General features: G+C 60.1%; 22 protein-coding genes. 15 read left to right on the top strand and 7 right to left on the bottom strand.

Annotated features, from left to right (window positions below):
* From Q0Y02_RS04840 to Q0Y02_RS04820, 5 genes are read left to right on the top strand one after another with little or no spacing between them, the layout of a single operon-like run.
* Positions 1-1,128, top strand: a complete 1,128-nt coding sequence (locus tag Q0Y02_RS04840; RefSeq protein WP_297765130.1) for a hypothetical protein — start codon at positions 1-3, stop codon at positions 1,126-1,128.
* A complete protein-coding gene (locus tag Q0Y02_RS04835) occupies positions 1,121-1,648 on the top strand; it encodes a DUF4150 domain-containing protein (RefSeq protein ID WP_297765127.1) in 528 nt (175 codons plus the stop codon). The genes Q0Y02_RS04840 and Q0Y02_RS04835 overlap by 8 nt, the downstream gene beginning before the upstream one ends.
* Positions 1,645-4,992 carry a hypothetical protein gene (locus Q0Y02_RS04830; RefSeq protein WP_297765124.1) on the top strand — a complete coding sequence of 1,116 codons (3,348 nt, stop codon included), beginning with the start codon at positions 1,645-1,647 and terminating at the stop codon, positions 4,990-4,992. Before Q0Y02_RS04835 ends, Q0Y02_RS04830 begins: the two co-directional genes overlap by 4 nt.
* Before the next feature lie 34 nt (positions 4,993-5,026).
* Positions 5,027-6,028: a hypothetical protein gene (locus Q0Y02_RS04825; RefSeq protein WP_297765122.1), complete on the top strand. Its 1,002-nt coding sequence runs from the start codon at positions 5,027-5,029 to the stop codon at positions 6,026-6,028.
* Positions 6,025-7,065 (top strand): hypothetical protein, encoded by a 1,041-nt coding sequence (locus tag Q0Y02_RS04820; RefSeq protein WP_297765121.1) that lies wholly within the window; start codon positions 6,025-6,027, stop codon positions 7,063-7,065. The genes Q0Y02_RS04825 and Q0Y02_RS04820 overlap by 4 nt, the downstream gene beginning before the upstream one ends.
* A 290-nt stretch (positions 7,066-7,355) precedes the next feature.
* Here the strand turns inward: Q0Y02_RS04820 and Q0Y02_RS04815 are convergent, their stop codons facing one another.
* From Q0Y02_RS04815 to Q0Y02_RS04800, 4 genes are read right to left on the bottom strand one after another with little or no spacing between them, the layout of a single operon-like run.
* The gene (locus tag Q0Y02_RS04815) at positions 7,356-8,786 is read right to left on the bottom strand and encodes a M20/M25/M40 family metallo-hydrolase (protein WP_297765119.1); all 1,431 of its coding nucleotides are present in this window, start codon (positions 8,784-8,786) and stop codon (positions 7,356-7,358) included.
* A gap of 33 nt (positions 8,787-8,819) precedes the next feature.
* Complete coding sequence (locus Q0Y02_RS04810) at positions 8,820-9,320, bottom strand: AAA family ATPase (RefSeq protein WP_297765115.1); 501 nt, start codon at positions 9,318-9,320, stop codon at positions 8,820-8,822.
* Between the two features lie 7 nt (positions 9,321-9,327).
* Positions 9,328-11,604 carry a phosphoenolpyruvate--protein phosphotransferase gene (gene ptsP / locus Q0Y02_RS04805; RefSeq protein ID WP_297765112.1) on the bottom strand — a complete coding sequence of 759 codons (2,277 nt, stop codon included), beginning with the start codon at positions 11,602-11,604 and terminating at the stop codon, positions 9,328-9,330.
* On the bottom strand, positions 11,597-12,130 hold the full coding sequence (locus tag Q0Y02_RS04800; RefSeq protein WP_297765231.1) for an RNA pyrophosphohydrolase: 534 nt from the start codon (positions 12,128-12,130) through the stop codon (positions 11,597-11,599). Before Q0Y02_RS04800 ends, ptsP begins: the two co-directional genes overlap by 8 nt.
* Before the next feature lie 200 nt (positions 12,131-12,330).
* On the opposite strand from Q0Y02_RS04800, the gene Q0Y02_RS04795 reads away from it, so the two are divergent.
* On the top strand, positions 12,331-12,984 hold the full coding sequence (locus tag Q0Y02_RS04795) for an HAD family hydrolase (protein ID WP_272975546.1): 654 nt from the start codon (positions 12,331-12,333) through the stop codon (positions 12,982-12,984).
* 26 nt (positions 12,985-13,010) lie between these two features.
* Complete coding sequence (locus Q0Y02_RS04790) at positions 13,011-13,919, top strand: hypothetical protein (RefSeq protein WP_297765105.1); 909 nt, start codon at positions 13,011-13,013, stop codon at positions 13,917-13,919.
* 213 nt (positions 13,920-14,132) lie between these two features.
* On the opposite strand, the gene Q0Y02_RS04785 is transcribed toward Q0Y02_RS04790, so the two are convergent.
* Positions 14,133-14,744, bottom strand: coding sequence for an outer membrane beta-barrel protein (locus Q0Y02_RS04785; protein ID WP_297765102.1), 612 nt, complete (start codon positions 14,742-14,744; stop codon positions 14,133-14,135).
* 291 nt (positions 14,745-15,035) lie between these two features.
* Here Q0Y02_RS04785 and Q0Y02_RS04780 point away from each other — a divergent pair, with 291 nt between their 5' ends.
* From Q0Y02_RS04780 to Q0Y02_RS04745, 8 genes are all read left to right on the top strand, one after another.
* On the top strand, positions 15,036-17,492 hold the full coding sequence (locus Q0Y02_RS04780; RefSeq protein ID WP_297765098.1) for a heavy metal translocating P-type ATPase: 2,457 nt from the start codon (positions 15,036-15,038) through the stop codon (positions 17,490-17,492).
* Positions 17,489-18,139: a class I SAM-dependent methyltransferase gene (locus Q0Y02_RS04775; RefSeq protein WP_297765095.1), complete on the top strand. Its 651-nt coding sequence runs from the start codon at positions 17,489-17,491 to the stop codon at positions 18,137-18,139. Before Q0Y02_RS04780 ends, Q0Y02_RS04775 begins: the two co-directional genes overlap by 4 nt.
* Complete coding sequence (locus Q0Y02_RS04770) at positions 18,136-18,498, top strand: cupredoxin domain-containing protein (protein ID WP_297765092.1); 363 nt, start codon at positions 18,136-18,138, stop codon at positions 18,496-18,498. The genes Q0Y02_RS04775 and Q0Y02_RS04770 overlap by 4 nt, the downstream gene beginning before the upstream one ends.
* Before the next feature lie 47 nt (positions 18,499-18,545).
* Complete coding sequence (locus Q0Y02_RS04765) at positions 18,546-19,049, top strand: DUF411 domain-containing protein (protein ID WP_297765089.1); 504 nt, start codon at positions 18,546-18,548, stop codon at positions 19,047-19,049.
* 265 nt (positions 19,050-19,314) lie between these two features.
* Positions 19,315-19,938, top strand: coding sequence for a LysE family translocator (locus Q0Y02_RS04760; RefSeq protein WP_297765086.1), 624 nt, complete (start codon positions 19,315-19,317; stop codon positions 19,936-19,938).
* Between the two features lie 62 nt (positions 19,939-20,000).
* Positions 20,001-20,363 (top strand): hypothetical protein, encoded by a 363-nt coding sequence (locus Q0Y02_RS04755; protein WP_297765083.1) that lies wholly within the window; start codon positions 20,001-20,003, stop codon positions 20,361-20,363.
* Between the two features lie 36 nt (positions 20,364-20,399).
* Positions 20,400-22,259 (top strand): copper resistance system multicopper oxidase, encoded by a 1,860-nt coding sequence (locus tag Q0Y02_RS04750; RefSeq protein WP_297765081.1) that lies wholly within the window; start codon positions 20,400-20,402, stop codon positions 22,257-22,259.
* On the top strand, positions 22,256-22,993 hold the full coding sequence (locus Q0Y02_RS04745; protein WP_297765078.1) for a copper resistance protein B: 738 nt from the start codon (positions 22,256-22,258) through the stop codon (positions 22,991-22,993). The genes Q0Y02_RS04750 and Q0Y02_RS04745 overlap by 4 nt, the downstream gene beginning before the upstream one ends.
* Positions 22,994-23,121: 128 nt before the next feature.
* On the opposite strand, the gene can is transcribed toward Q0Y02_RS04745, so the two are convergent.
* Both can and moaA read right to left on the bottom strand, forming a co-directional pair.
* Positions 23,122-23,769, bottom strand: a complete 648-nt coding sequence (can, locus tag Q0Y02_RS04740) for a carbonate dehydratase (protein WP_297765075.1) — start codon at positions 23,767-23,769, stop codon at positions 23,122-23,124.
* 51 nt (positions 23,770-23,820) lie between these two features.
* Entirely contained in the window at positions 23,821-24,834 is a 1,014-nt protein-coding gene (gene moaA / locus Q0Y02_RS04735) for a GTP 3',8-cyclase MoaA (RefSeq protein ID WP_297765073.1), read from the bottom strand.
* Positions 24,835-24,962: the final 128 nt, after the last annotated feature.

Below are 24,962 nucleotides of genomic sequence, written 5' to 3'. Positions count from 1 at the left end.
ATGCCCGCAGCCATCCGCCTCAGCCACTATGCGCTCAACGCCCCCACCGGCACTCACCCGGCCGGGGTCTATTTGGCCTGCCAGGCCGGAATACCGGCGTATCAGGCCGACAGAAACCTGTGCATTCCCGACCCTACCAGCGGCAACTCCGACCCGGTCATGCTGGGACGAATCCCCGCTGAACACGACGAGGCCCCGTTCAACCCCCAGCGCCTGATCCCGGCCCTGGATGCCCTGCTGGACGAGAACAGCCCAGCCCTGACAGACAGCCGGATACTGCTTTGCCTGCCGGCGCCGGACCGGGCACGTCATGAACGCCTGCAGCAGGCCCTACTCACCTGGCTACACAATCGGCTGGCAGAGGTATCCCCTGCCGGCGAAATACGGGTGACCTGCCCCCGCACCCTGCCCGAAGCGCTGGCGGAAGAGTGGCAGCATCTGCAGCAAGGGCACCTCACCGCGCTCACCCTGCTCGGGGTCGACAGCCTGCTTAACGAGGAAACCCTGAACGAACGGCAGCCCGCTAACGACGTACGCACCCATAGCTGGAGCCATGGCCGGATACTCTCGGAGGCCATCGCCCTGGTGAGATTCGAAGCAAGCGACACCCTGCAACCCGGCGACATTAGTTGCACCGGCCTTGGCAGCCACTCGGCATCCGCAACGGATCACCCCCATCAACAGGGCCAGGCCCTGGCCACCGCCGCCCGACAGGCCGTAGAAAATGAGGCCGTTTCCCGTCCGGATCGGCTGGTACTGGCGCACGCACAAACCCGCGACCATGAACTCAGCTGGCATTCCACCCAGACAAGCCTGTGGCCGGTGCGTCTTTCCAACCGCGACAACCTGGCCATGCGAAAAGGGGAAAAAGAAGCGCCGCAACCGACACTGCCAGCACCACTGCATATCCTGCGCCCGGCGCTCACCATCGGCGATAGCGGAGCAGCCACCCTGCCAGTGGGCCTGATCACCGCCTGTGAAGCGCTGCGTTTTCGCATCTGCCCGGCGGATACCGCCCTGGTACTGGACAGCCCCGGCGGCCCGCAGCACCTGGCCATGCAACTGCACCATCAACGACAAGACATCGCACAACACCCCGGTTCAATGGAAGGAACCCGCCATGAGTAATATCCTGATCAACGGCCTCACCGCTGTTCACGCCGGCTCCGGTGGCACCCTTGTCACCATGGATATCTGCAAGACCCCGCCTTTCTGTCAGCCCATTCCCTACAGCAACGTGGCCATGAGCACGGATGCCGCCGGCACCGCCAGCTCCGTTCTGGTCAACGGCAATCCGGTTTGCCATGTGGCCTCCACCTTCGCCAAAAGCAGCGGCGACATGGCGGGAACCTGCGGCGGGATCATGTCCGGCACCATTGCCGGGCAAGCGGAATTTCTCACCTTCTCACCCAACGTCTTCGTGGAAGGCCAGCCCGCCGTGCGCCAGAGCGACATGATGGTGTCCAACATGCGCAACACCGCACCCGCCCCGCTTCAGCAGGCCGGCGCCGGCCTGCCCCAAGGGCTCACACCGGAAGAAACCGAAGAACAAACCATCGCACCGACCCATCGTCTTGATGTGGACAACCAGGCTCCCGCCCAGCCCCGTCGTCGCCACTTCGTGCGCCTGCGCAGGAGGGTAAAATGAACGCCCAAACCCGCTTCCTGGCCGACAATGAAACCGTCGGCAACAGAACTACCGCCTCTTTCTACGTCAACGGGGAAGACGCTTCGGAACTGTTTCTGGAATTCAACGACAACCGCACCCGCTATCCGGATGCCGTTGCAAAAGGCCTGAAAGAAAGCGGTTACCTGAGCAAAGACAGCGACAACCTATATCTGGTGCCACTGGGGCAAGGGCTGCCTGTAGTCCGGGACGACACCAGCACAGACGCCCTCACCGCCCTCGGCCACATCAAACCCGTGCGCTTTGCGGACCCGGAAGGCCAGCATCTTGCGCCCCTTCGCGACAACGGCAGACTGTATATTTTTGTCGGTGGCTACCTGTGGCGGGAACTGGTGGTCAGCGATGACGGTAACACCTTCCGCGACATCAACCTGGCCAAGTACCAGGGCTGCGACCAGCGCCCACCGGACGACGGCATGGAAACCGAAATCGGCGCCATCACCGTCCCCCACCGCCTCAATGGCGGCCCGGTACTACTGCAAATCGCCTTCTCGGAAATCCCCTGGAGCTGGGCCCTGATCGAAATCCTCGGCGGCCTGGCCGATGAAGACCCCCGTTACCTGCCCAGCCTGCCGGAACACGCCCCCTACCAGTGGCATCGCGACAACGTGGACCACGCCCTGCGCCTGCAGCGGACCACGCTGTTAAATGTGAATAGTTTCGATGGCCAGGGCTCGCCGGACACCCTCAAACAAACCGCCCTGATCGGCGCCCAGCAAGCCAACGACCTCTACAACCAGCCCGACGAAAACGGGCTGCTAGCCCTGCCCCAATTGAGCCGCGCAGATATTCAGGACAACCTGCCAGTGGCCGCCCTGCAGGACCCGCTGGGGATTGCCTTTGAAGGAGTCGGCAAACTCACCCTGCTGATGAATGAGCTATGCCAGCATGTAATGGAAATCGACCGGCATGAACATGCCAAAAGTGCGGTGTATGCCTATCAGACGTTTTTCAACCAATCCCTGCACCAACGAGAAACCTACATAGCGGGCCGAGCAGGCGAGCAGAGCCGCTATGTACAACACTCCGACTCCGCCGACAATCTCCGAGATGCCGCCGACAGGTTGGACCGGGACCATCTGGAAGCGATTTTGCGCGTGAAAGAACGCCGCGAACTGCGCCAGACAATCCGCCAGCAACGCCGGGAAACCATCGCTTGGCTGGATAGCAAAACCCCGGAGGGCAACGACGCCAGCCAGGGCTTCCAATACTTCCTCTCCCCCTGGGAAGCCCTGCGGGACTACGCCTGGCTACCCGTTCCCGGTGACGAGCAACGCCACACCCTGAACCCGGACGAAGACCATGCCACCCCGGACTACAGCGCCTTCTGGAAAGCCATCTCCGGCCTGCTGTCCGGCCTGGGCTCGGATCCGTCCGTCATCGACAGTGCCTACGATGCCGACCCGGATCCGGAATGGGATGACGATAACGACCCCGTGCATGCACTGAGAAGTCAGCTCCTGAAGCCAGATCATCCCCTCCACGCCGCCCTGATCCCCGGCGCAGATCAGATCCCTGTGGATGACGACTACCTACCGGAACTGGAAGAAGCAAAAAAACCTGCCACGGACAGCAACTTCCGTCACGCGGCCTATGCCGCCGTCACCGGTAGCCACCCGGACTGGTGGTACTGGCAGCAGACCCGCAACCAGACCGAGAGCATCGTCGCCAGCCTGCTTTTCGGTTTCCAGAAGCAATGGCAAGACGCTCTGGCCAACCAACAAGAAGACACCATTGAAATACTGATGCGCCTGGGAAAAGGGTCCGGCCCGCCGGATCTGCACGGCGCCCGGCTGTTCAAGACAGGCAGCGTCATCCCCGAAGGCTGGATGATCATTGATGCCAAGGAACGCGTCTTCGAACCCCTGAAACGCTCACAACGGCGCGACATCATTCGCCAGGGCGGCCTGGACGCAGAAGGCCGGGTCAAGGTGCTCGACCCCACCGACCCCGGCAAGGTACTCGGCAGCAGCGACGCCACGGAACTGACCTATAACCGGGGCATCCCACGCCAACTGACTAATCAAAACTGGACCGACCTGTATCAGGAAGTCGGCCAGGACGGCTTGACCCGCGTAAAACAGACCGTCATGGCCGTACCGCCCACCAGTGAATATGCACGGCACTGGAATCAGCCGGACAGTCAGGCGAGTACTGGTGCAAGACTCACAACCGGAGCCATCAAGGTAGCGAACAAGACCTTGCCGCCTGCGATGGGGCTTTTGGAGGTTTTTAATTTACTTTCTGTATATGAGAACGGAAAAAAAAATGGCTGGGGTATACGCAACGCCTCTCAATTCTTTATTGGAGGAATTGCATTAACTTACTGCATAGCAGATACCGCAGTCCAGTTAGCCGGGGAGGATAGAGTAGCGAACTGGTTGACCTTTAAAAAATGGAAAAGGGTTTCCAGATTCACCAAAAATATAATTACCGGAACAAAAAACTTTAGAACATTCAAGGTCTATAACTTCAAAATGATAGGGGTGGGACTAACCGGGTTTGGTGCTTTCTTAAGCGCCTGGGATGCCGGCATACAACTGGAGAAGGGAAATTACGAAAGCGCCGCAGCCCATGGAGTGGCCGCCGGGGCCATGGCAGGCGCAACCTTTTCACAACTGGGCCGCTCCCTGGTATTAAACTCCATTAAAAGCACCATGTTCACCCGGGCACTGGTAGTGCTGGGCCCCTGGGGCTGGGCCTTTACCGCCGTAAGCATCATTGCGGTCATTACCGCCGAGTGGCTCAAGCTGAGCCCCTTGGAACGCTGGGCCCAGTTCGGCCCCTTCGGCGACGACCCGGAAGACCGCTTTACGGAAGAATACCGTGACCTGACAGTCGGGCAGGTCTATCAATCCCTGCTGTCCCTGCTGATGACTCCCAAACCCATCATTACCGAAAGCCAAAATCCGTCGAACCAGTTCAAGGTTGAAGTCCATGCCCCGGTGGCCGGCGAAAACGGCAAGATCCACCATGCCGTGGTCTATCAGGATCAACATGGCGACCTGCAAACGCTCAAGTCCCTCGCCTGGGTGCCCATACTGGCGAATAAAGAAGACCCGCAAAGCCGTACCGGCCTGATCGCCTGGTACGAAAAACCGGAATTCTTTGGCACTTGCACTTTCTATGTGCGCGCCCGCTTCTTCCATGAAGAGGAGGAATGCTGGCTTCCGTTCAGGCCCGAAGACGTCGCCCTGGACAGTGGTAATGATCACACAGCGTTAGACCCGGACACCGCCCCAAGAGGCTGGGCTCAGGCCACCCTGACACTGAAGAAAGCTGATCCCAGAACTTTCGCCTTCTAACGCAACCCATGGCTATTGCAAATATTTAATCGATATGGATAGAGAAAGCACTTACCAACCCTCGGCCTACAACAGCCAGATCCCTCGTGATTTACCCAAGGGGAAATCACCGGATGAGCGCGGCGGTTACTTCACCCGAACAGCCTACGGCACACCGCTGCCTCTTCCTGGCGCCCAATGTCGGGAATATATCGCCGAAGCCCAATGCGATGTATTTGACCTGGAGAAAATACAGAATAATGGCTCCGATGAGAAAAAATGTCGTTATATGCGGAATCCACATCTGATGGATTTCTGGCCTACCCTTTTTGAATGGCCGGTTATGGCAAGTACACTCTGTTACGTCGCAGGGTGGTTTTGCTTTGGGGGAGGGTTATCAGTAACAGTTTTATTATTTCTAATGGGGGGAACTGAGGAGCTATTGAAAGCGCTACCCCACATGATGCCTATATTCCTGTTTTTTTTCCTTTCTTGGGTAATATTAATGCTATTAACAAGAGGTGAACCAAAACTAAAAAAAGACACCCGCTTCTACCGCCGCTCCGGCATGGTCAGCATCTACCAGAAAGACGAAGACCGCCTGGAAGTGCCATTCGATGAGTTCGATCCTCATCTGACCCCCCGCACCGGCCCCACCGGCTCAACGGGCTTCCTGCTTCAACTCGTTCACCGTTACTCCGACCTATTGATTCAGCATATCAACGTCTATAACGAAGAATTCGAGGTTTATCTGGAATGGGAGCGGCTGCATCAATTCATGGATATTTCTCAGCCCATTCCGGACCGCGTGATCACCGAACCCGCCCGTCAGTTCGACCCGGTCACCGCCGAATACGACGAGAAACACGATCGACCCAAACACTTCTGGCGCGACATGAGTGATGAAGAGTTTGAAATACGCCGCGAAGCCGCCAGAAAAGCCGCCAAGGACTTCCCCTGGGGAAAAACCCGGAAACAGGCCCTGGCCAGTGGATGGAAACCCTCAGAGCATCGCATCGACTGGCAGGTCCTGAAGGAAAAGCAACAGACCGCATGACTGAAGCCCAATCCACAAAGTCTGTTGCGTACAGCATGGAGCATGAATCGGTTTACGCTGTCACTGCTTACAACAGTCAAAATGAAAATCTCCCTAAGCGTGAGAAGAGCAGAAACAATGACAGTTATTTCACCAAGGTTGCCCGCGGCAACCCGCTTGGCCTTCCAACAGGTACGCACTGCCAAGAATATCTGGCAGAATGGCAATGCAATACTTTCCAGCAAGATGCTTTACAAACCAAAAAATCCGACGAGCAACAATGCCTGGAAATGCGAAACCCCCACCTTATGGAGTTTTGGCCGACACTATTTGAGTGGCCTGTATTTTCACATATTTTAAAACACGGATTCGCATGGCTTACATTTGGAGGAGGAATATCAAGCACAATATTTTTATTTATAATGGGAGGAACTGAAAGCGTAAAACAAGCCGCACCGCACATAGCTCCTCTCTTGTTGTTTTGTCTATCCATATGGCTACTATTAAAAACAATCACTCGAGGGTCTCCAAAACTAAAAAAGGACACCCGCTTCTTCCGCCGCACCGGCATGGTTAGCATTTATCGGAAAGGTCAGGATCGACTGGAAATCCCCTTCGAGGAATTCGAACCTACCATGACATACCGAACCGGGGCTGCCGGCTCTACGGGCTTTATGCTGCAACTGACCCATCGGCAGTCGGATATCGTTATCAGTCATATCAACGATTACCCTGAAGAGTATCAGGTCTATCTGGAGTGGGAACGACTCCACCAGTTCATGGATATATCGCAACCCCTGCCTGACAGAATCGTTACTGAACCTGCCCGCCAATTTGACCCTGTCACTGCTGAATACGACCGGAAAACAGGACGCCCAAAACACTTGTGGCGAGACATGAGCCGAGAAGAGCTCCGTGAGCGCCGTGAAGCAGCCAAGAAAGCAGCCAAAGATTTCCCCTGGGGAAAAACCCGCGCACAGGCCCTAGCCAGTGGATGGAAACCCTCCGAGCAGCGCATAGACTGGAAAGCCCTCGAAGCAACTCGGCAGGAAACCTGAAAGGTCATTCAGGCTGATCATTTTTCTGGATCACCACCGCCACAAAAACGGGCTATTCGCAAAATGGTGTAGAGGAACAATACGCCCGTAGCTGAATCATGCCGTCTGTGTAGGGTGGATTAGCCGCAGGCGTAATCCACAATCCTCTCTCTGCCGGTGGCTCCACGGGTTGGGGATCTGATCACAACTCGTTGGTGGGGACTTGAGGTTGGCGTTACCGGCAGCAAGGTGGATTACGCCTGTGGCTAATCCACCCTACGTATAAACAGGTCTTTGCCGACAAACCTGTGTCACTGCCCCAGCATCAGCCCCGCATAAAACCGCACCATGTGCGGGTACTGCTCACGGGGCAGGCGTTCGTTGTGGCCGTGGAAGCGGGCCAGGTCGTCCTGGCCGAGGGAGACCGGCATAAAGCGGAACACCTGGTCGGACAGGTGCTGGTAGTGGCGGGCGTCGGTGCCGGCGATAAGCAAGTAAGGGGCGACCACCGGTTGTTCCGGTAACGCCCGCGCCAATGCCGCCAGACGGTCAAAGGTGGCTGAGGGAATGTCGGTGACGGCCGATGGGTCGGACAGGAAGGCGCCCCTGGACGTCACGCTGATATTTTCCGGTAATTCGTTTTGCAAATAGGCCTGCAGGCTGTCACGGGTCTCTCCGGGGGCCAACCGGAAATTCAGGGTGGCGCTGGCGGTAGCCGGCAGTACGTTTTCCTTTATCCCGGCTTCCAGCAAGGTAGGTGACATGGTGGTGCGAACCAGAGCATTGGTTTCCGGTTTGCCTTCCAGTTGGCGAATGATCAGCGGCTCGAACAGCCACAAGTTGGCGAACACCAGCCGCTTGGCGAAGGGTTGGTGGGGCGCCACCTGTTCCAGCATCTGCCGGGTGGGCAAACTCAAAGAAGCCGGGCGGGGGTGGGTCTGCAGATGATTGATGGCTGCCGCCAGATCACCGATGGCGGTTCTCTCTGGCGGCCGTGACGAATGCCCCGGCTCGGCCTCTGCCTGCAGCTCCACTGTCATGTAGCCTTTCTCGGCAATGCCCATTAATGCCACCGGGCGATCAAGGCCCAGAGTGCTGCCAGGTAGCATCATGCCGCCCTCGTCCAGGATCAGACCAAACCGCAGGCCCTGCTGTTCCAACCAGGCGGCAATCTTCACTGCGCCCTCGCGGCCACCGATTTCCTCATCGTGACCGAATGCCAGATACACATCACAGGCGGGCGTCTGGCCGTTTTGCAGCAAGGCTTCCGTGGCTTCCAGAATCGCCATCAGGCTGCCCTTATCATCCAGAGCGCCGCGCCCCCAGACAAAGTCGTCATCCACTACTCCGGCAAACGGTGGGTGCTGCCATTGTTCCGGGGACGACACCGGCACCACATCCTGATGGGCCAGCAGCAACTGTGGCGGGCAGTCGTTCTGGCTGTCCCAGTGATACAGCAGGCTGTGATCGAAGGTTTTCAGGGAAAGGGTCTGGTGGGTCAGCGGAAAGCTGGCGCGCAGAAAATCATGGAAGCCCACAAAAGCATCGGGCTGCTCCGGCAGCGTCGCAAAACGCAGGGCGCTGGCCAGTCGCTCCACCATAGCGTCCTCATCCATGGCCTGGTGCAATTCGGGCAGGTCGGCAACGCGGTTATCCGCCTGCGGCAATGTCAGGGTGTTATAGAGCAGGACTGCGAGCAGAATCAGTACGGCCAATACCAGCAATTGTAGCAAGCGCTTCATGTTTTCCCCGCCTTTATTGATGCGTTGTTATTATCACACTCCCAGACTAGCGAAGAGTTCTTCGCTGCAGGCCTGCGCAGACTTTCCCGCCGTATCAATACCAATAACCGGCACCAACCAGGCTTCATACTCCCGGGCCTGAACCGCTGACCAGGTCGGCACAATCAGGCCAGGTAGAGAGGATTCCCGATTTTCCACTCGGCAACGGTGTTCTTCAGCATCGGAACAGATGACTTCGATATTGATGCACGCGGCCCCAGCCGCGTCTGCCGCCTGCTGCCAGCCAACCCGAGAGGCTGCTACCGTGTTGCAGGAATCGCAGATCACCGACAAGCCCTGTTTCAGACAGTCCGTGGCCATGTAGGCCGCCAACTCATAGCCCTCGGCATGGATATGCAGCCCGCAGGTATCGCGCAAGCCCTGCTCCACAGCATCCACACGCAGATAGGTGGCGCCCGTGCGTTGCGCCAGCGCTATGGCCAGTGTGGTTTTACCCACACCGGGCAAACCGGCAAACGCATAGAGCACTGCCATCTGCGGGTCAGACCAGCGCCTTGCGATTGCGCAGCAATTCGCCCAGCCCGGCCTTGTCCAGTTGCAGGTCCACGTAGGCGGCGATGACTTCGCCGTTGTCCATGGCCAGCACTTCGTTGAGCAGCTGGCGGGTGAAGCTGGCTTTGACCTGGCGCACGGCGGCTTTCACCTTGAGCAGGTTGGAAGCATTCATGGACAGGGCATTGACGCCCATGGCCATCAACAGCAGCGCCGAACCCACTTCCCCGGCCATCTCACCGCACACGGACACCGGCACGCCTTCTTCATGGGCCTGCTCGACCACATGCAAAATGGCATGCAGCACCGCCGGGTGATAGGAGTTATACAGCGACGCCACCTGGCGGTTGTTACGATCCACCGCCAGCAGATACTGGGTCAGGTCGTTGGTGCCGATGGACAGGAAATCCACCCGCTGGGCCAGGGCTCGGGCCTGGTAAACGGCGGCGGGGACTTCGATCATCACCCCCACCTGGGGCATGGCAATGTCGAGGCCTTCGTCGCGCACTTCCAGCCAGGCACGGTGAATCAGATGCTGGGCCTCTTCCGCTTCGATCACGCTGGTGACCATGGGCAGCATGATGTGCAGGTTATTCAGACCATCGCTGGCCTTGAGCATGGCGCGCACCTGCACCATGAAAATTTCCGGATGGTCCAGGGTGACACGGATACCCCGCCAGCCCAGGAAGGGGTTGTCTTCCTCGATGGGAAAATAGCTCAACGACTTGTCGCCGCCGATATCCAGGGTACGCATGGTTACCGGGTGCGGCGCAAAAGCGGCGAGCTGCTCCCGGTAGATCACCCGCTGCTCCTCTTCGGAAGGAAAGCGGTCACGCACCATGAAGGGAATTTCCGTGCGATACAGACCCACCCCTTCGGCACCACGCTCGATGGAGCGGTTGATGTCGGTCATCAGGCCGGTGTTCACCTGCAGGGGGATACGGACACCATCCAGGGTTTCTGCCGGCTCATCGCGCAGCTTTTCCAGGCCCGCCTGAAGATTGGCTTCCTCGGCGATGATTTCTTCGAACTGTTCCTTGAGCTCCGGCGAGGCATTGGCCACCACCCGGCCGCGGAAACCATCAACGATGATTTCCTTGTCGTCCATTTGTTTCAGCGGCAGGTTCTGGGCACCCACCACGGTAGGAATACCCATGGCACGGGCGACGATGGCCATGTGCGAGTTGCGCGAACCACGGGTGGTGACGATGCCGCGAATCCGCTCACGGGGGACTTCCATCAGCATGGGCGCGGAAATGTCTTCGCCCAGCAGGATACAGTCATCCGGGAACACGATATGCCGGCGATTCTGGCTCTGCAGTTGCGCCAGTACCCGTCGCCCCAGGTCGCGCACATCCGCTGCCCGTTCGCGCAGATAGGGGTCATCCATCATCTCGAAATTACGCACGTGGGCATCCACCACGGTGCGCAGGGCACCCTGGGCCCACTGCCCCTCGCGAATATGAACGATCACTTCGGCGGGTAACGCATGCCGATCCAGCATGCGCAGATAAACATCAAACAGCGCCTGCTCTTCGGTACCCAGGCTCTTGGATGCGCGCTCGGCAAGATCTCGCACTTCCTGGCGCACGCGCACCAGCGCATCGTCCAGGCGGGCGATTTCCGCGCTGACATCCTCCACCAGACGATCCGGGACGGCAGACAGATCCGCTGCCGGAAACAACAGCACGCCGAAGCCGATGGCCGCACCAGCACAGCCGGGCAGACCATCATAAAAACTGGGCAGGTCTGCCCCTCCCGGATCCAGCTGATCGAACAGCACCCCGGAGGCATGGGCGTGAGCAATCACCGCCGACAACTGGGCGGAGATGGTCACCAGAAAGGCTTCTTCACTCTGATCGAAACGGCGCACATCACGCTGCTGCACCACCATCACGCCAAGCACCTTGCCATGGTGCATCACCGGCACGCCGAGAAAGGCATGGAACGGGTCTTCGCCGGTTTCCGCCAGATAATGGAATTTCGGATGGCTGAAGGCATCTTCCAGGTTCACCGGCTCTTCGCGCAAGCCAACCTGACCCACCAGACCTTCCGACAACCCCAGGCTGACATGCCCAACGGCCTCCTGCTTGAGGCCTTCAGACGCCATCAACACATAACGCTGCTCTTCTTCGTTACGCAGATAAATGGAGCACACCTCGGTGCCCATGGCATCCCGGACCCGTTTGGCCATCAGGTTCAGCGCGGAGGGAATATCCGCCGCGTTGTTCACTTCCTGGACAATGCGTCGCAGGGTATCAAGCATTGGGGTTGTCTCCCGGTGAAATCCGGTTCTTTTCCTGCTCTTCCCGTTCTCCCTTCAGGGCCGGGGCCAGTTCACGCAGGGCGCGGGCATAAACGCCGCGTTTGAAATGCACCACCTTGCGAATCGGATACCAGTAATTGACCCAGCGCCAGGCCTTGAATTCAGGGCTGTCGCTGGCGAACAGATCAATGGCTGCCTCTTCCGCCGTCAGCCGCAACAGAAACCACTTCTGCCGCTGACCAATACAATGGGGACGATTGCGAGGCCGACGCAGAAAGCGGCGCGGCAGACGATAAGTCAGCCACCCTTCAGTGCTGGCCACAATCTCCACATGTTCACGACGCAGACCGACCTCTTCTTCCAGCTCGCGAAAAAGCGTTTCCTCCGGGGTTTCTCCGGGCATCATGCCCCCCTGGGGAAACTGCCAGGCATCGCGGTTACCCACGCGGCGACCCCAGAATACCCGGCCATCCTCGCCGGCAATGATGATCCCGACGTTCAGCCGGAATCCCTTGTCATCAATAATGCCTGTCATGGTGTCTCTACGAGCCGGCACACCATTGCCGACTCTGGCTCCTTGTTGGCCCATTAAACCTTGCCGGGCAACCCGCAATCAATGCACAACCGTGCAACATCTGGTCCAGAAACGCTGTTAGCACGCCTGGCCACTCCCTATAACTTGTCATTCGCTTCGCATAAAATGTGCTGTTCACGTAAGGAGAGGCCATGACGCTCGCAATTTTCGACCTGGACAACACCCTGATCGCCGGCGATTCCGACCACTTGTGGGGGGACTGGCTGGTAGAAAAAGGCATTGTCGACCAGCAACATTACAAGGACACCAACGACCAGTTCTACGTGGATTACCAGAATGGCCGTCTGGATATCATGGCTTACCTGCGTTTTTCCCTGAACGTGCTGGCCGAGCATGACATGGCACAGCTGCATTTCTGGCGTGAGCAGTTCCTGGCAGAAAAGCTGGATGCCATGTGGCTACCCAAGGCAGAAGCCCTGCTGCAGAAGCACCGCGACCAGGGCCATACCCTGATGATCATCACCGCCACCAACGATTTCGTCACCGCACCGCTGGCGGACCGCCTGGGCGTGGATCACCTGATCGCCACCGTGGCCGAGTGCAAGCGTGAGCGCTATACCGGTAACGTGGCCGGCATTCCCAGCTACCGGGACGGCAAGGTGGAACGGCTGGCAGAATGGCTGCGTGCCAACAACGAAAGCCTTGCCGGCAGCTGGTTCTATAGTGATTCCCATAATGACTTGCCGTTGCTCCGAAAAGTGGACAACCCGGTGGCGGTGGACCCGGATGCCACCCTGGACCGGGAAGCACGGGAACAAGGCTGGCCGGTCATCAGCCTGCGCTGAGATTCATAGAAAGGGGAAGGGGAACCATGCGTTATTTTTTGGCCGCACTGCTGGCACTGGTGTTAAGCGGCTGCGACAGCAACACACCGGAGCCGGCGCCGGCCGAAGAGGCCGATCTGTCGGCCACGATGGCGGACATTCCGGCCACCGACTGGCAGCAAAGTGCGGACAAGGCCTTTCAGGACAATGCCGCCGCATGGCAGCAGGCCCTGGACGATTTCACGCAGAATCGCGAGCAGGCGCAACTGGATGAACTGCGCGATCGCCTGCAAAGCTGGTATGCCGCTTTTGTCGACCATTACCTGCTCGCGGCCAGCCGCTCCTGCCAGCTCGGGCAGCAGGAATTGCTCAACCGCATGGACACCTGGCCGCTCTACCCCGGCTATCTGGATGCCCTGCCGCAATGGCCGGAATCTGGCCTGATCAGTGACCCCTATCTGGAAATGACGCGTAAATCCCTGCGCACCCAACACGGCGCCACCGATGCCAGCGAAGCCAGCCTGGGCTTCGCCGCCCTGTTTGTGGCACTCAATGGCACGGAAGAAGCCCCCAAGGCATTGCCCTTGCTGGCCGGCGATGACGAGATCGCCCTGCGCCGGCGACAATATCTTCAGCTCGCCGCCGAGCAACTGGTGACCGATGCCAAGCTGCTGTCCGTGGAGGCGCCCCTTGATTCACAGGCCCTGAAATGCGGCCTGGAACAAACCCTGGCACGCCACGCCCGTAAAGACAGCAGCGATCTGGAAGCAGAAGGCCTGTTTATCCCGGCAACCGTGCGCGACGTGAATGCACAACGGTTGCTGAAGGGTGTGCGCAATATGGATCAGACCACTCTGGAGGCCTGGTCAGAAAAAGCGCCGGGGATTAAAGAGTCCATTGCGGCATCGGAAGAAGCAGGCAGCGAGGCGCTATCAGCCTGGTTGAACCAGCCCTGAAAGAGTAAAGCCTTTGTAGGAGCGGCGCTCGAGCCGCGAACCTGCTTGCGAAAACGCTGGTGAATCTGTTTCCCCTAGCTTCCCTCGGTTCGCGGCTCGAGCGCCGCTCCTACGAAGACAATCAACGCAGGACTGCACGCAGGGACAAACCATCAACCACAAAAAAAGCCCGCCGGACTCTCATCCGGCGGGCTTTTTTTGTGCTGAACGCTATTAGAAATTGTAGCGGCCGAACACACCGTAGGTATCACGGTCGCCACCGACGATAACGCGGGCGCCCAGATCCACCACCGGGGTCAGTTTGAACAGACCCTGGCCGTAAACACCCAGATCATCGTCGTACAGATCCATGTAGGTCAGGCCACCGGACAGTTCCAGCTGTTCAGTAGTGGCATGACGCAGACCACCACGCAGCTCGAAACCGATCTCGTCATCGGAATTGCCCGGATCAAAATCACGGTCATCGTAGATGATGTCGGCAGTCGTCACGAAGTCCAGGCCCCGCTGCAACGGCGTATGGAAGCCGGCACCGGCAGAAAGGCGAGTGCCATCCACATCGCCATCACGGAACGGTCCACGGTCATAATCACCGTCAAAGAAACCCAAGCCACCGCGCAGGAAGATGTGCTCGTCGAGGGCAAATGAGCCCTCTGCGGTCAGCGCATCCACGTCCACATCGTTATCCAGATCCCAACGATCATAGGCCAGCTGGCCGTAGGTGTAGGAAAAACCGTTATCACGGACCATGGACGTCCGCTGCTCAGCCATGGCCGGTGCAGCAACAGCCAGGGCGATCCCTGACACAAGCAAAGTTTTCTTAAACATAGAAAAGGTCCTCTCAATATCGATGAACGGCATCAATGTGCTCGCACTGTAATAGGAACATGGAGTCTCTTTCGCGCGAGCGGTTCCGTCTTTTTGACGGTTTTATAAAAATTTTCAATGCCGTTGGGTCTGCCAAAGCTGCTGTGGCGCTTTCAACCACAGCGGAAGTCTTCTTTATAAGCCTTAACAGGTGCACCCTTATAGCACAGGCTTGACCTTGGGGTTACCCTTAAGTTTGACAATCTGTGACAACACGCATGGTTCCGCCTTTGCAGGCCTATGGAGATCCCGATGCAGACACAGAGGTTCGATATTCAGGGCGCCAGCTGCCAGGGCTGCGTCCGCAAGATTCGCCAAGCGCTTGATCCTGTTGCTGGTGTCGACGATGTGCAGGTGGATCTGGACGCTCAGCAGGTGACTGTCACCGGCACCCCCGACAGTGCCGACGTGCAGGCGGCGCTGGCCAAGGCCGGTTATGCCGCCGAAGACAAACAGCAGACGGCACCATCATCGCCCGCCAGCACCGATCAGGAGCAGCAACTCGCCATTACCGGCGCCACCTGCGCCGCCTGCGTGCGCACCATCGAAAACGCCCTGCGCAACACGCCTGGGGTCACCCAGGCACAAATGAATTTTGCCGACCGCACTGCAAGAGTCAGTGGATCGGCAGACAGCCAGGCCTTGATCGACGCCGTGGAAAAAGCAGGCTATGGCGCCAGCCCGCTGGACGACAGCGATGACGGTAACGCCCGCGAGGAGCAGGAGCAGCAACACTATCGCAGGCTGTTACGTCATATGTGGCTGGGTCTGGGGCTAGGCGTACCGTTAATGGCCTGGGGGCTGCTCGGCGGTGACATGATGGTGCGCCCCGGTGAAGCCAGTCAGTGGGTCTGGCTGGGCATCGGCCTGCTGACCCTGGCGGTGCTGGCCACCGCCGGCCGCCACTTCTTTGTCGGTGCCTGGAAGGCATTTCGCAATCACAACGCCAACATGGATACCCTGATTGCTCTGGGCACCGGCGCCGCCTGGCTCTACTCCATGGCCGTGGTGCTGATTCCCGCTGCCCTGCCGGAAGCCGCCCGGCATGTGTACTTTGAAGCCAGTGCCATGATCATTGGCCTGATCAATCTGGGCCAGGCACTGGAAGTGCGTGCCCGGGGCAAAACCAGCGCGGCGGTAAAACGGCTGCTGGACCTTGGCGCCAAAACCGCCCGGGTGGTCCGCGATGGCAAGGAGCAGGACATTCCGGTGGACCAAGTGCAGACCGACGATATCCTGCGTGTGCGCCCCGGTGAAAAAATTGCCGTGGACGGCATCGTCGAGGAAGGCGAAAGCCGGCTGGATGAATCCATGCTCACCGGCGAACCCATGCCGGTGAGCAAGAGCGCCGGTGACACGGTCAGCGCCGGCACCCTCAACGAAGGCGGCACCCTGCTTTACCGGGCCACCGCCGTGGGCAAGGACACCGCCCTGTCACGCATCGTGGCGCTGGTGAAAAAGGCCCAGGGCAGCAAGCCACCCATCGGCCGCCTGGCCGACGACGTTTCCGCCGTGTTCGTTCCCACCATCATGCTGATCGCCGTGGTCGCTGCCCTGGCCTGGTTCAACCTGGGGCCAGAGCCGCGCATTACCCACATGCTGATCAGTGCTACCACGGTGCTGATCATTGCCTGCCCTTGTGCTCTGGGACTGGCCACGCCCATGTCGATCATGGTCGGCGTCGGCAAGGCTGCCGAGCACGGCATTCTGATTCGTGAAGGCGATGCGCTGCAGACCAGCAGCAAGCTGGACACCATTGTGCTCGACAAGACCGGCACCATCACCGAAGGCAAACCGGCGCTCACCGAGATTCTCTGCGCCGAAGGCCAGCAGGAAGACACCCTGCTGCAGCTGGCTGCCAGCCTGGAGAGCGGCTCTGAACATCCATTGGCACGCGCCATCGTGGAAGCGGCGGAGCAACGTGAGCTTACACCCGACCGTGCCGACAATTTCCAGGCCCTCAACGGCAAAGGCGTCAGCGCCACCCTGGACGGCAAACAATACCGACTCGGCAACCGTCGCTGGCTGGAAAGCGAAGGCATCACCGTCAGCCTGAACAGCGACTCGCTCACCGAGCGTGGCGCCACCCCCCTGTTCCTGGCCGAAGACAACAGCCTGCTCGGCATCCTTGGCGTGGCCGACCGTATCAAGGAGGACTCCCGGGAGGCCATTGCCCGTCTGAAAGATCAGGGCCTCACCGTGGTGATGATTACCGGCGACATCCAGGCCAGCGCCGACGCCATCGCCAAACAGGTGGGCGTGGACCAGGTCATGGCGGAAGTGCTGCCCGAGGACAAGGCGAAAAAAGTGCAGTCTCTGCAGGAAGAGGGACGCATCGTGGCCATGGTGGGCGACGGCATCAACGATGCCCCGGCGCTGGCCCAGGCGGATGTGGGCTTTGCCATCGGCACTGGCACCGACGTGGCCATCGAATCTGCCGCCATCACGCTGATGGGCGGCTCCCTGCACGGTGTGGCCGATGCCATGGCGATCTCCTCCGCCACGGTACGCAACATCAAGCAGAACCTGTTCGGCGCCTTTATCTACAACAGCCTTGGCGTGCCCGTGGCCGCCGGGGTGCTCTACCCCCTCACCGGCAGCCTGCTCAGCCCGGTGATCGCCGGCGCGGCCATGTCGCTCAGCTCAGTCACCGTGGTCAGCAATGCCAACCGGTTGCGGCTGTTCAAAACCCAGCGAGACAAGCGATGACCCCGGAACAACTGGCTGCCCAACTGCGCTGCCCCAGTGGCGATGACGGCGCTCAGGTCGCCGACAACATGAATCAGCATAACCAGCCGATCATTGCGGCCAGCTACCAGGCGCTGGCGCCGTCGGCCGGCGATCATATTGTGGAAGTGGGCCCCGGCACGGCGGGCCACCTGCCGGACCTGTTGGCCATGGCCGACGATCTGCACTATACCGGGCTGGACCTGTCACCGGACATGGTGACCCAGGCGCAGCAGCATCATAGCCATCTGGAGCGGGTACGTTTCCTGGCAGGGGATCTGCATGATGCGCCGCTGGCCCCCGGCAGCGCAGACCATGCTGTCGCCATCAATGTGGTGTACTTCTGGGATCCGCTGCTGCCGGCCTTGCGCGCCATCCGCACACTGCTGCGCCCCGGCGGCCAGCTTTGCCTGGGCCTGCGCGATAGACACAGCATGGCCACCCTGCCGGTGTTCCGGCACGGTTTTCTCACCTACGACGGCCCGGATCTACAACAGGCCCTGAAGACGGCGGGCTTTGTCGACGTTCGCCAGCAGATCATTCCAGAGCAAAGTATCAACGTGATGGGCCAGGTCATGCACAAGACCGGCCTGGTCATCACCGCCCGCAACCCGGAGGTCATACCATGACACTGCTGATCAATCTTGCCGGCCTGCTGCTGATGGTGGGGATCGTCTGGTGGTTCTGGCTGTCCAAATCCACAACACAGAGCCAGCCGGTCAGCGACCAGGGCACCACCATTGTGGTCGCCGACGGCGTCTACAATCCGGCCACCCTGCGCGCCAGGGCCGGCGAGACACTCACCCTGCACTTCGACCGACAGGATCCCTCCCCCTGCGCCGAACAGGTAGTGTTTCACGGGCTCGACGTGAGCGAGTTTCTGGAAACGGGTACCATCACCACCGTGACCCTGAACAACCCGCCCGCCGGCGAATACCGTTTCACCTGTCAGATGCAGATGTATCAGGGCAGATTAATTGTCAGTTGACGGCGGCATACCCACGCAACTGCCGCACGCACAGAAGAGGAAACATCATGAAAGTCTTTTCGGCACTCCTGCTGGCTTTTCTGGTCACCGCCTGCGGCGACGACGGCCCGCCCGAGCCCCAGGCAACAGAAACCACAGCCCCGGCCTCTGAAGAAATGAAAACCGCCAGCACCGACCCGGTCCTGGAAGTGTACAAATCCCCCACCTGTGGCTGCTGTGGCGCCTGGGTGGATCACATGAAAGAAAACGGCTATGACGTGGTGGTTCATGAGCAGCAGAACCTGCAGTCCATCAAGGAAAAGGCCGGCATCCTCCCCGGACAGGGCTCCTGTCATACCGCCTTTATCGGTGACTACGTGATTGAAGGCCATGTGCCCGCCAGCGACGTGGATCGTCTGCTCGCCGAGCGACCGGACGCCAAGGGGCTCACCGTTCCCGGCATGCCGGTGGGTTCCCCGGGCATGGAAATGGGCGACCGCGTGGATGCCTATGACGTGCTGCTGTTCGATGAAGAAGGCACCGAAGTGTTCAGTCACCACCCGGGGAACTGATCCTCCCCTGCAGGAACAGAGCGTAGCGGGGTAACGCCCGGAGGGCGGCCCCGAAGGGGTGAGCGAAGCGAATACAGCCTCTCGAGGTGCGAACCCGAGCTCAGGCGAGGGAAATCTCCGGTAACGTCAAACCTGCTAACCGGTTCGCACCTCGAGAGGTGCTCCTACAGCGGCTTCGTGGACACGGCTGCAAAGCCCTTGCCTGTGCTTCAACCTGTCACACCAACCCGTTACAGTTTCCCCTTTGCGTGTATCGAGACCCTGAATGCTTCCTCTCCACGACTGGCTGCTGCTGGCCAGCGTCTGCGCCCTGGGTGCCATGGCGCCGGGCATCAGCCTGGCGGTGATTACCCGCCACACCCTCCATGGTGGTCCCCGTGCCGGGGCTATCGCCGGCATAACCCATGCCCTGGGGATCGGCATCTGGGCCACCGCTACCGTCACCGGGCTGGCAGTACTCTTTCACCGCTACCCGCCCCTGGAACTGGCATTCAGTCTGACCGGTGCCCTGTTCCTGCTATGGATGGCCTGGAAAAGCTGGCAGGCGGGCAAGCAGCCATTGGCACCGGCCAATGCCGACAGCCAGTTCAACGTCCTGCACGGCGCCGCCCGGGACGGTTTCCTGGTAGCGTTTCTGAATCCGAAAGTGGCGCTGTTTTTCCTGGCTCTGTTCAGCCAGTTTCTGCAAGCGGACATGGCCCAGGCCGCGCGCATCCAGATGGTACTGACCTCCATGTTCATCGATGGCGGCTGGTATGTACTGGTGGCCGTACTGCTGGGCCGAAGCCGTTTCCTGCCCTGGCTGCGGGCCCACCATCACTGGGTGGAAAAAGGCACCGCCGTGTTGCTGGTCGTCATCGCCGCCAGTGTGGTGTGGCAGGCGGCGTAACGTCGGGCGTGCCGCAATTTCCCCTTTGACCTTGGGGTAGCCCCGAGGTTAATAATGGTTTCATGAAACGGTATCTGCGCCTCGATTACCGGTCGTTACTGGCCGGTCTGCTTGCCACCCTGATGTTGGTGGTGACAAGCAGTGTGTCTGCGCAGGTTTCCCTCGGTCATCTGGATACCGCTCCCCAGACCCACTGCCATCACCATGCAGAGATGGCACAGGCGGATCATGGCGAAGACAGCCAGCACTGTCCCCAGGATGATGGCTGCCAGTGCCTGACCCTGTGCCAGATCAGTGCCACCACCGTGGCCCTGTTCAGTGGCCAGGCGGATATCCCCGATCGCCCCTGGCACTCCGGCCTGGAGTCCGGCCTTCACGATGGCATCCACCACCTGCCGTTACGGCCACCGTCCTTGACTGTTTGAGTTCACCCTTCCACTCAAACAATCAGGAGATACATCATGAAAACCGCACACCCGTTTTCCCTGCCGCGACGCCGTTTCGTGCAGGGCCTGGCGCTCGGCGCCACCGGGCTGGGGCTGGGGCTGACACCCGCCCAGCTGCTGGCCCGTCAGGGCCACACCGGTGCCCCCACGCTGACCGGTGACACCTTCCACCTGACCCTGGGTGGCGCCGACGTCAACATCACCGGCAAGACCCGCCCGGCCACCACCATCAACGGCATCGTCCCTGGCCCCACCCTGCGCTGGCGCGAAGGCGACACCGTCACCCTCAAGGTCACCAACCTGCTGCCGGAAACCAGCTCCATCCACTGGCATGGCCTGCTGCTGCCGTTCGAGATGGATGGCGTGCCCGGCTTGTCATTCGATGGAATCAAACCCGGTGAAACCTTCACCTACCGTTTCCCGGTCAAACAGAGCGGCACTTATTGGTATCACAGCCATTCAGGCTTTCAGGAACAGACCGGTCTCTACGGTTCCATCATCATTGATCCGAAAACCCCTGAGCCGCACGCCGTGGACCGGGACCAGGTCATCGTGCTGTCAGACTGGAGTGACGAGGACCCGAAGCACATCTTCGCCACCCTGAAAAAGCTCAGCCACTACTACAATTTCAACGAGCGCACCGTGTTCGATACCCTGCGCGATTTCCGCCACAAGGGCGTAATCCAGACCCTCAAGGATCGCCACATGTGGAACACCATGCGCATGAGCGACCGGGACCTGTCCGACGTGACCGGCTACACCTACACCTACCTGATGAATGGCCAGAGCCCCAACGGCAACTGGACCTGCCAGTTCAACCCGGGCGAGCGCATCCGCCTGCGCTTTATCAACGCCAGCGCCATGACCTTCTTCGACATCCGCATTCCCGGCCTGGACATGACGGTGATTGAAATGGATGGCCAGCCAGTCAAACCGGTGCCTTTCCACGAGGTGCGCCTGGGTGTGGCAGAAACCCTGGACGTGATCGTGGAACCCAAAGCGGACCAGGCCTACACCCTGTTTGCCCAGAGTATCGACCGCAGCGGCTTTGCCCGCGGCACCCTGACGCCGAACCCGTCGATGTCAGCGCCGGTGCCGGACATGGACCCGCCACCCTTACTGGGCCATACCGAAATGGGCATGAGTGCCATGCAGCACAGCGACAACCATGAAGGCATGGATCACGGCCAGATGAACCATGGGCAGATGAACCACGACATGGCAGGCATGGAGCACAGCGATCACGGCAACGCCGTCCCCTTTGCCGTCGATCCCAACAACCCGGACCTGCCTCCCAGAGACAACGCCACCGACCATGCCGACAGCGAATACGGCCCCGGCGTGGACATGCGCGCCATGGCCCCCGGCGAGATGCTTGCCGACCCGGGCATCGGCCTGCGCGACCGGGACTGGAAAGTGCTCACCTATGCGGACATGGAAACCGCAGGCGGGCCACCGGACAGCCTGCACCCGGACCGGGAAATCGTGTTGCACCTGACCGGCAACATGTCCCGCTACATGTGGAGCTTCAACGGTATTCCGTTTGCCGATGCCGTACCGCTTGAGCTGTACCACAACGAACGGGTACGCATCACCCTGGTCAACGACACCATGATGACCCACCCCATCCACCTGCATGGCCTGTGGAGCGATCTGGAAGTGGGCGATGGCAAGCTGCTGCGCAAGCACACCGTCACCGTCAAACCCGGCGAAAAGCTCAGCTACCTGGTACGCGCCGATACCCTGGGCCGCTGGGCCTATCACTGCCACCTGCTCTACCACATGGACGCGGGCATGTTCCGGGAAGTGCGCGTGGTCAAGGCGCAGGTCGACGGTGACCACTCACACCATGGCGCACACGGGGAGGACGCATGATGAAAACACCGACTTTTCTGCTCAGCGCCCTGACAGCCATGATCGTCGCCACGCCGGCTTGGTCCATGAGCGAACACCCGCCCCGCTTCAGCAAAGTACTGGTGGACCAGCTTGAGCTGCGTGACAGCGACGAAGGGACGGTGCTGGGCTGGGATGCCAGCGCCTGGTATGGCGGCGACCTGAACAAGCTTTACCTGTCCACGGAAGGCGAACGGCTGATGGACCCGGAGCACAGCGACGAAGACGCCGGCACGGAAAGCGCACAAACCCGCCTGGCCTGGAGTCACGCCTTCGCCCCCTACTGGGACTGGCAACTGGGCTGGCGCCGCGACTGGCAACCGGACGATCCCAACCGGGACTGGGCCAGCCTGGGTATCCAGGGCCTGGCACCCTACTGGTTCGAGGTGGACGGCCAGCTCTTTCTGGGCGAAGACGGCCTCAGCGAACTGCGTCTGGAGGCGGAGTACGAGCTGATGCTGACCCAGCGTCTGGCGCTGGTGCCGGAGGTGGAAGCCAGCTTTTACGGCAAGGACGATGACGAGCTGGGTATCGGCGACGGTCTTGTCGCCATCGAATCCGGCCTGCGACTACGCTACGAAATCCGCCGGGAGCTGGCGCCCTACATCGGCGTGCACTGGGAAAAACAGTACGGCGATACCGCCGACAGGACCCGGGCAGCAGGCGGTGATCCGGAGGAGGCATCGCTGGTAGCAGGGATCTACTTCTGGTTCTGAATAACCCGAAGGCAGCAATCTTGCGTAGGGTGCCACTGAGCCTGAGGCGAACTGCACCAACCATCACCGGCAAATGGTGCAGTTCGCCTTAGGCTCAGTGGCACCCTGCGGGGATCCTTGCAGACACCTTATGCCGAGGAATTATCGTATTCCTCGTTTTCCAGCGTCCGCAATTCCTGGTTGTTCTGGATCTGGATATCCAGGTCGCGCAGGCGGCCATCGCCGATACCGTAAATCCAGCCGTGGATGGTCAGTGGCTGGTCACGACGCCAGGCTTCCTGAACCACGGTGGTGTTGGAGACGTTGATCACCTGACGGGCCACGTTCAGTTCGCACATGCGATCCAGTTGAGCCTTGTCATCCGGCAGCTTGACCAGATGCTTGCGATTACGCAGATACAGTTCGCGCACCTGCCGCAGCCAGTTGTCGATCAGGCCATGGGGCACATCTTCCATGGACGCCTTTACCCCGCCGCAGCCGTAATGGCCCACCACCATGATGTGCTTCACTTTCAACACGTCTACCGCAAATTGCAGCACCGACAGCAGGTTCAGGTCGGTGTGATTCACCAGGTTGGCCACATTGCGATGCACGAACAGCTCACCGGGCATCAGCCCCACCACCTCATTGGCGGGCACGCGGGAATCCGCGCAGCCGATCCACAGATACTGGGGACTCTGCTGTTCGCCCAGCGCCTTGAAGAAGCCGGGATGCTCCTTCTCGATGTCATGACGCCACTGTTCGTTGTTGGTAAAGAGTTCAGGAAGGGATTTCATGGTCTCTCGCTACATTCATTTGCTGGACGCCGGACGCTTGCGGCCTGACGTTTAACCACCGGTCATATTCATGAACCGTACCAATTGCTCACCCGGGGCCAGATTGAAGTCGTGCCGCTCCGGTTTGATGGCCATGGCATCAATGATTGCCTGACGCAGGGGGGCATCGTCCGTGGGGTGCGCCCGCAGTACTGCCCGCAGGTCCACACTGTGCTCGTGCCCCAGGCACAGAAGCATACGGCCCTCGGCGGTAATTCGCACCCGATTACACAAATGGCAAAAGTTTTGCGAGTGGGGAGAGATAAACCCGATGCGGCTGTCGCTGCCCGGCACCTGCCAGTAACGGGACGGCCCACCGGTCTTTTCCGCCATGGGCACCAGGGTCAGGCGCTCGGACAGCTGATCTCGCAGCTCCTGGGAAGACACAAACTCCAGCCCCCTGTCGTGCTCGCTGATGGCGCCCAGGGGCATCTCCTCGATAAAGGAGATATCCAGCCCCCGCGCCAGGGCAAAATCCACCAGTGCTGGCACCTCATCCTGATTACGCCCGCGCAGGATCACGCTGTTCAGCTTGATACGCCGGAAGCCGGCCCGGCGGGCCGCCTCGATCCCCGCCAGCACCTTGTTCAACTCGCCCGTGCGCGTGAGGGCACGAAACCGCTGCGGGTCCAGGGAGTCCAGGCTGATATTGAGCCGATCCAGCCCACCAGCCTTCAGCTCACCGGCAAAACGGCCCAGCCCCGCGCCGTTGGTGGTCATATTCAGTTCATCCAGCCCCGCAAGCGCACCAAGATCGCTCACCAAGTGCGCCACATCACGGCGCACCAACGGCTCGCCACCGGTCAGGCGGATCCGTCGTACCCCCAGCGACACCAGCACCCGTCCCAGCCGCCCCATCTCCTCCAGAGTCAGCACCTGGGCCCGGGGCACAAAGGTCATATCCTCCGCCATGCAGTACACACAGCGGAAATCACAGCGGTCCGTCACCGACAGCCGCACATAGTCGATGGTGCGGCCGAAACGGTCCTGCAGTAGCGGATTGTCAGTCAAAGTGTCAGCGGCCATGCCGGTACTGTAGCAAATGCGGGGCCAAGCCGGGGAACCGCTGCTGACTCAGACAATAACCTCCGGATTTCGCCCTCCAGCCGAGCTCTTCGTGGCGCCTCAGCCCTATTGGCGACCCCACGCCCGTC

The sequence above is a fragment of the uncultured Alcanivorax sp. genome, from assembly GCF_947258575.1.
Lineage (GTDB): Bacteria > Pseudomonadota > Gammaproteobacteria > Pseudomonadales > Alcanivoracaceae > Alcanivorax.
This window is presented reverse-complemented; position numbering and strand designations above follow the sequence as displayed.

Bases quoted from the DNA above. Each gene is read 5' to 3' on its own strand.
- can (WP_297765075.1), bottom strand. From the start codon at position 23,769: ATGAAATCCCTTCCTGAACTCTTTACCAACAACGAACAGTGGCGTCAT.
- ptsP (WP_297765112.1), bottom strand. From the start codon at position 11,604: ATGCTTGATACCCTGCGACGCATTGTCCAGGAAGTGAACAACGCGGCG.
- Q0Y02_RS04830 (WP_297765124.1), top strand. From the start codon at position 1,645: ATGAACGCCCAAACCCGCTTCCTGGCCGACAATGAAACCGTCGGCAAC.
- Q0Y02_RS04790 (WP_297765105.1), top strand. From the start codon at position 13,011: ATGCGTTATTTTTTGGCCGCACTGCTGGCACTGGTGTTAAGCGGCTGC.
- Q0Y02_RS04770 (WP_297765092.1), top strand. From the start codon at position 18,136: ATGACACTGCTGATCAATCTTGCCGGCCTGCTGCTGATGGTGGGGATC.
- Q0Y02_RS04840 (WP_297765130.1), top strand. From the start codon at position 1: ATGCCCGCAGCCATCCGCCTCAGCCACTATGCGCTCAACGCCCCCACC.
- Q0Y02_RS04765 (WP_297765089.1), top strand. From the start codon at position 18,546: ATGAAAGTCTTTTCGGCACTCCTGCTGGCTTTTCTGGTCACCGCCTGC.
- Q0Y02_RS04815 (WP_297765119.1), bottom strand. From the start codon at position 8,786: ATGAAGCGCTTGCTACAATTGCTGGTATTGGCCGTACTGATTCTGCTC.
- Q0Y02_RS04820 (WP_297765121.1), top strand. From the start codon at position 6,025: ATGACTGAAGCCCAATCCACAAAGTCTGTTGCGTACAGCATGGAGCAT.
- Q0Y02_RS04750 (WP_297765081.1), top strand. From the start codon at position 20,400: ATGAAAACCGCACACCCGTTTTCCCTGCCGCGACGCCGTTTCGTGCAG.
- Q0Y02_RS04755 (WP_297765083.1), top strand. From the start codon at position 20,001: ATGAAACGGTATCTGCGCCTCGATTACCGGTCGTTACTGGCCGGTCTG.
- moaA (WP_297765073.1), bottom strand. From the start codon at position 24,834: ATGGCCGCTGACACTTTGACTGACAATCCGCTACTGCAGGACCGTTTC.
- Q0Y02_RS04825 (WP_297765122.1), top strand. From the start codon at position 5,027: ATGGATAGAGAAAGCACTTACCAACCCTCGGCCTACAACAGCCAGATC.
- Q0Y02_RS04780 (WP_297765098.1), top strand. From the start codon at position 15,036: ATGCAGACACAGAGGTTCGATATTCAGGGCGCCAGCTGCCAGGGCTGC.
- Q0Y02_RS04785 (WP_297765102.1), bottom strand. From the start codon at position 14,744: ATGTTTAAGAAAACTTTGCTTGTGTCAGGGATCGCCCTGGCTGTTGCT.
- Q0Y02_RS04775 (WP_297765095.1), top strand. From the start codon at position 17,489: ATGACCCCGGAACAACTGGCTGCCCAACTGCGCTGCCCCAGTGGCGAT.
- Q0Y02_RS04745 (WP_297765078.1), top strand. From the start codon at position 22,256: ATGATGAAAACACCGACTTTTCTGCTCAGCGCCCTGACAGCCATGATC.
- Q0Y02_RS04810 (WP_297765115.1), bottom strand. From the start codon at position 9,320: ATGGCAGTGCTCTATGCGTTTGCCGGTTTGCCCGGTGTGGGTAAAACC.
- Q0Y02_RS04760 (WP_297765086.1), top strand. From the start codon at position 19,315: ATGCTTCCTCTCCACGACTGGCTGCTGCTGGCCAGCGTCTGCGCCCTG.
- Q0Y02_RS04795 (WP_272975546.1), top strand. From the start codon at position 12,331: ATGACGCTCGCAATTTTCGACCTGGACAACACCCTGATCGCCGGCGAT.
- Q0Y02_RS04835 (WP_297765127.1), top strand. From the start codon at position 1,121: ATGAGTAATATCCTGATCAACGGCCTCACCGCTGTTCACGCCGGCTCC.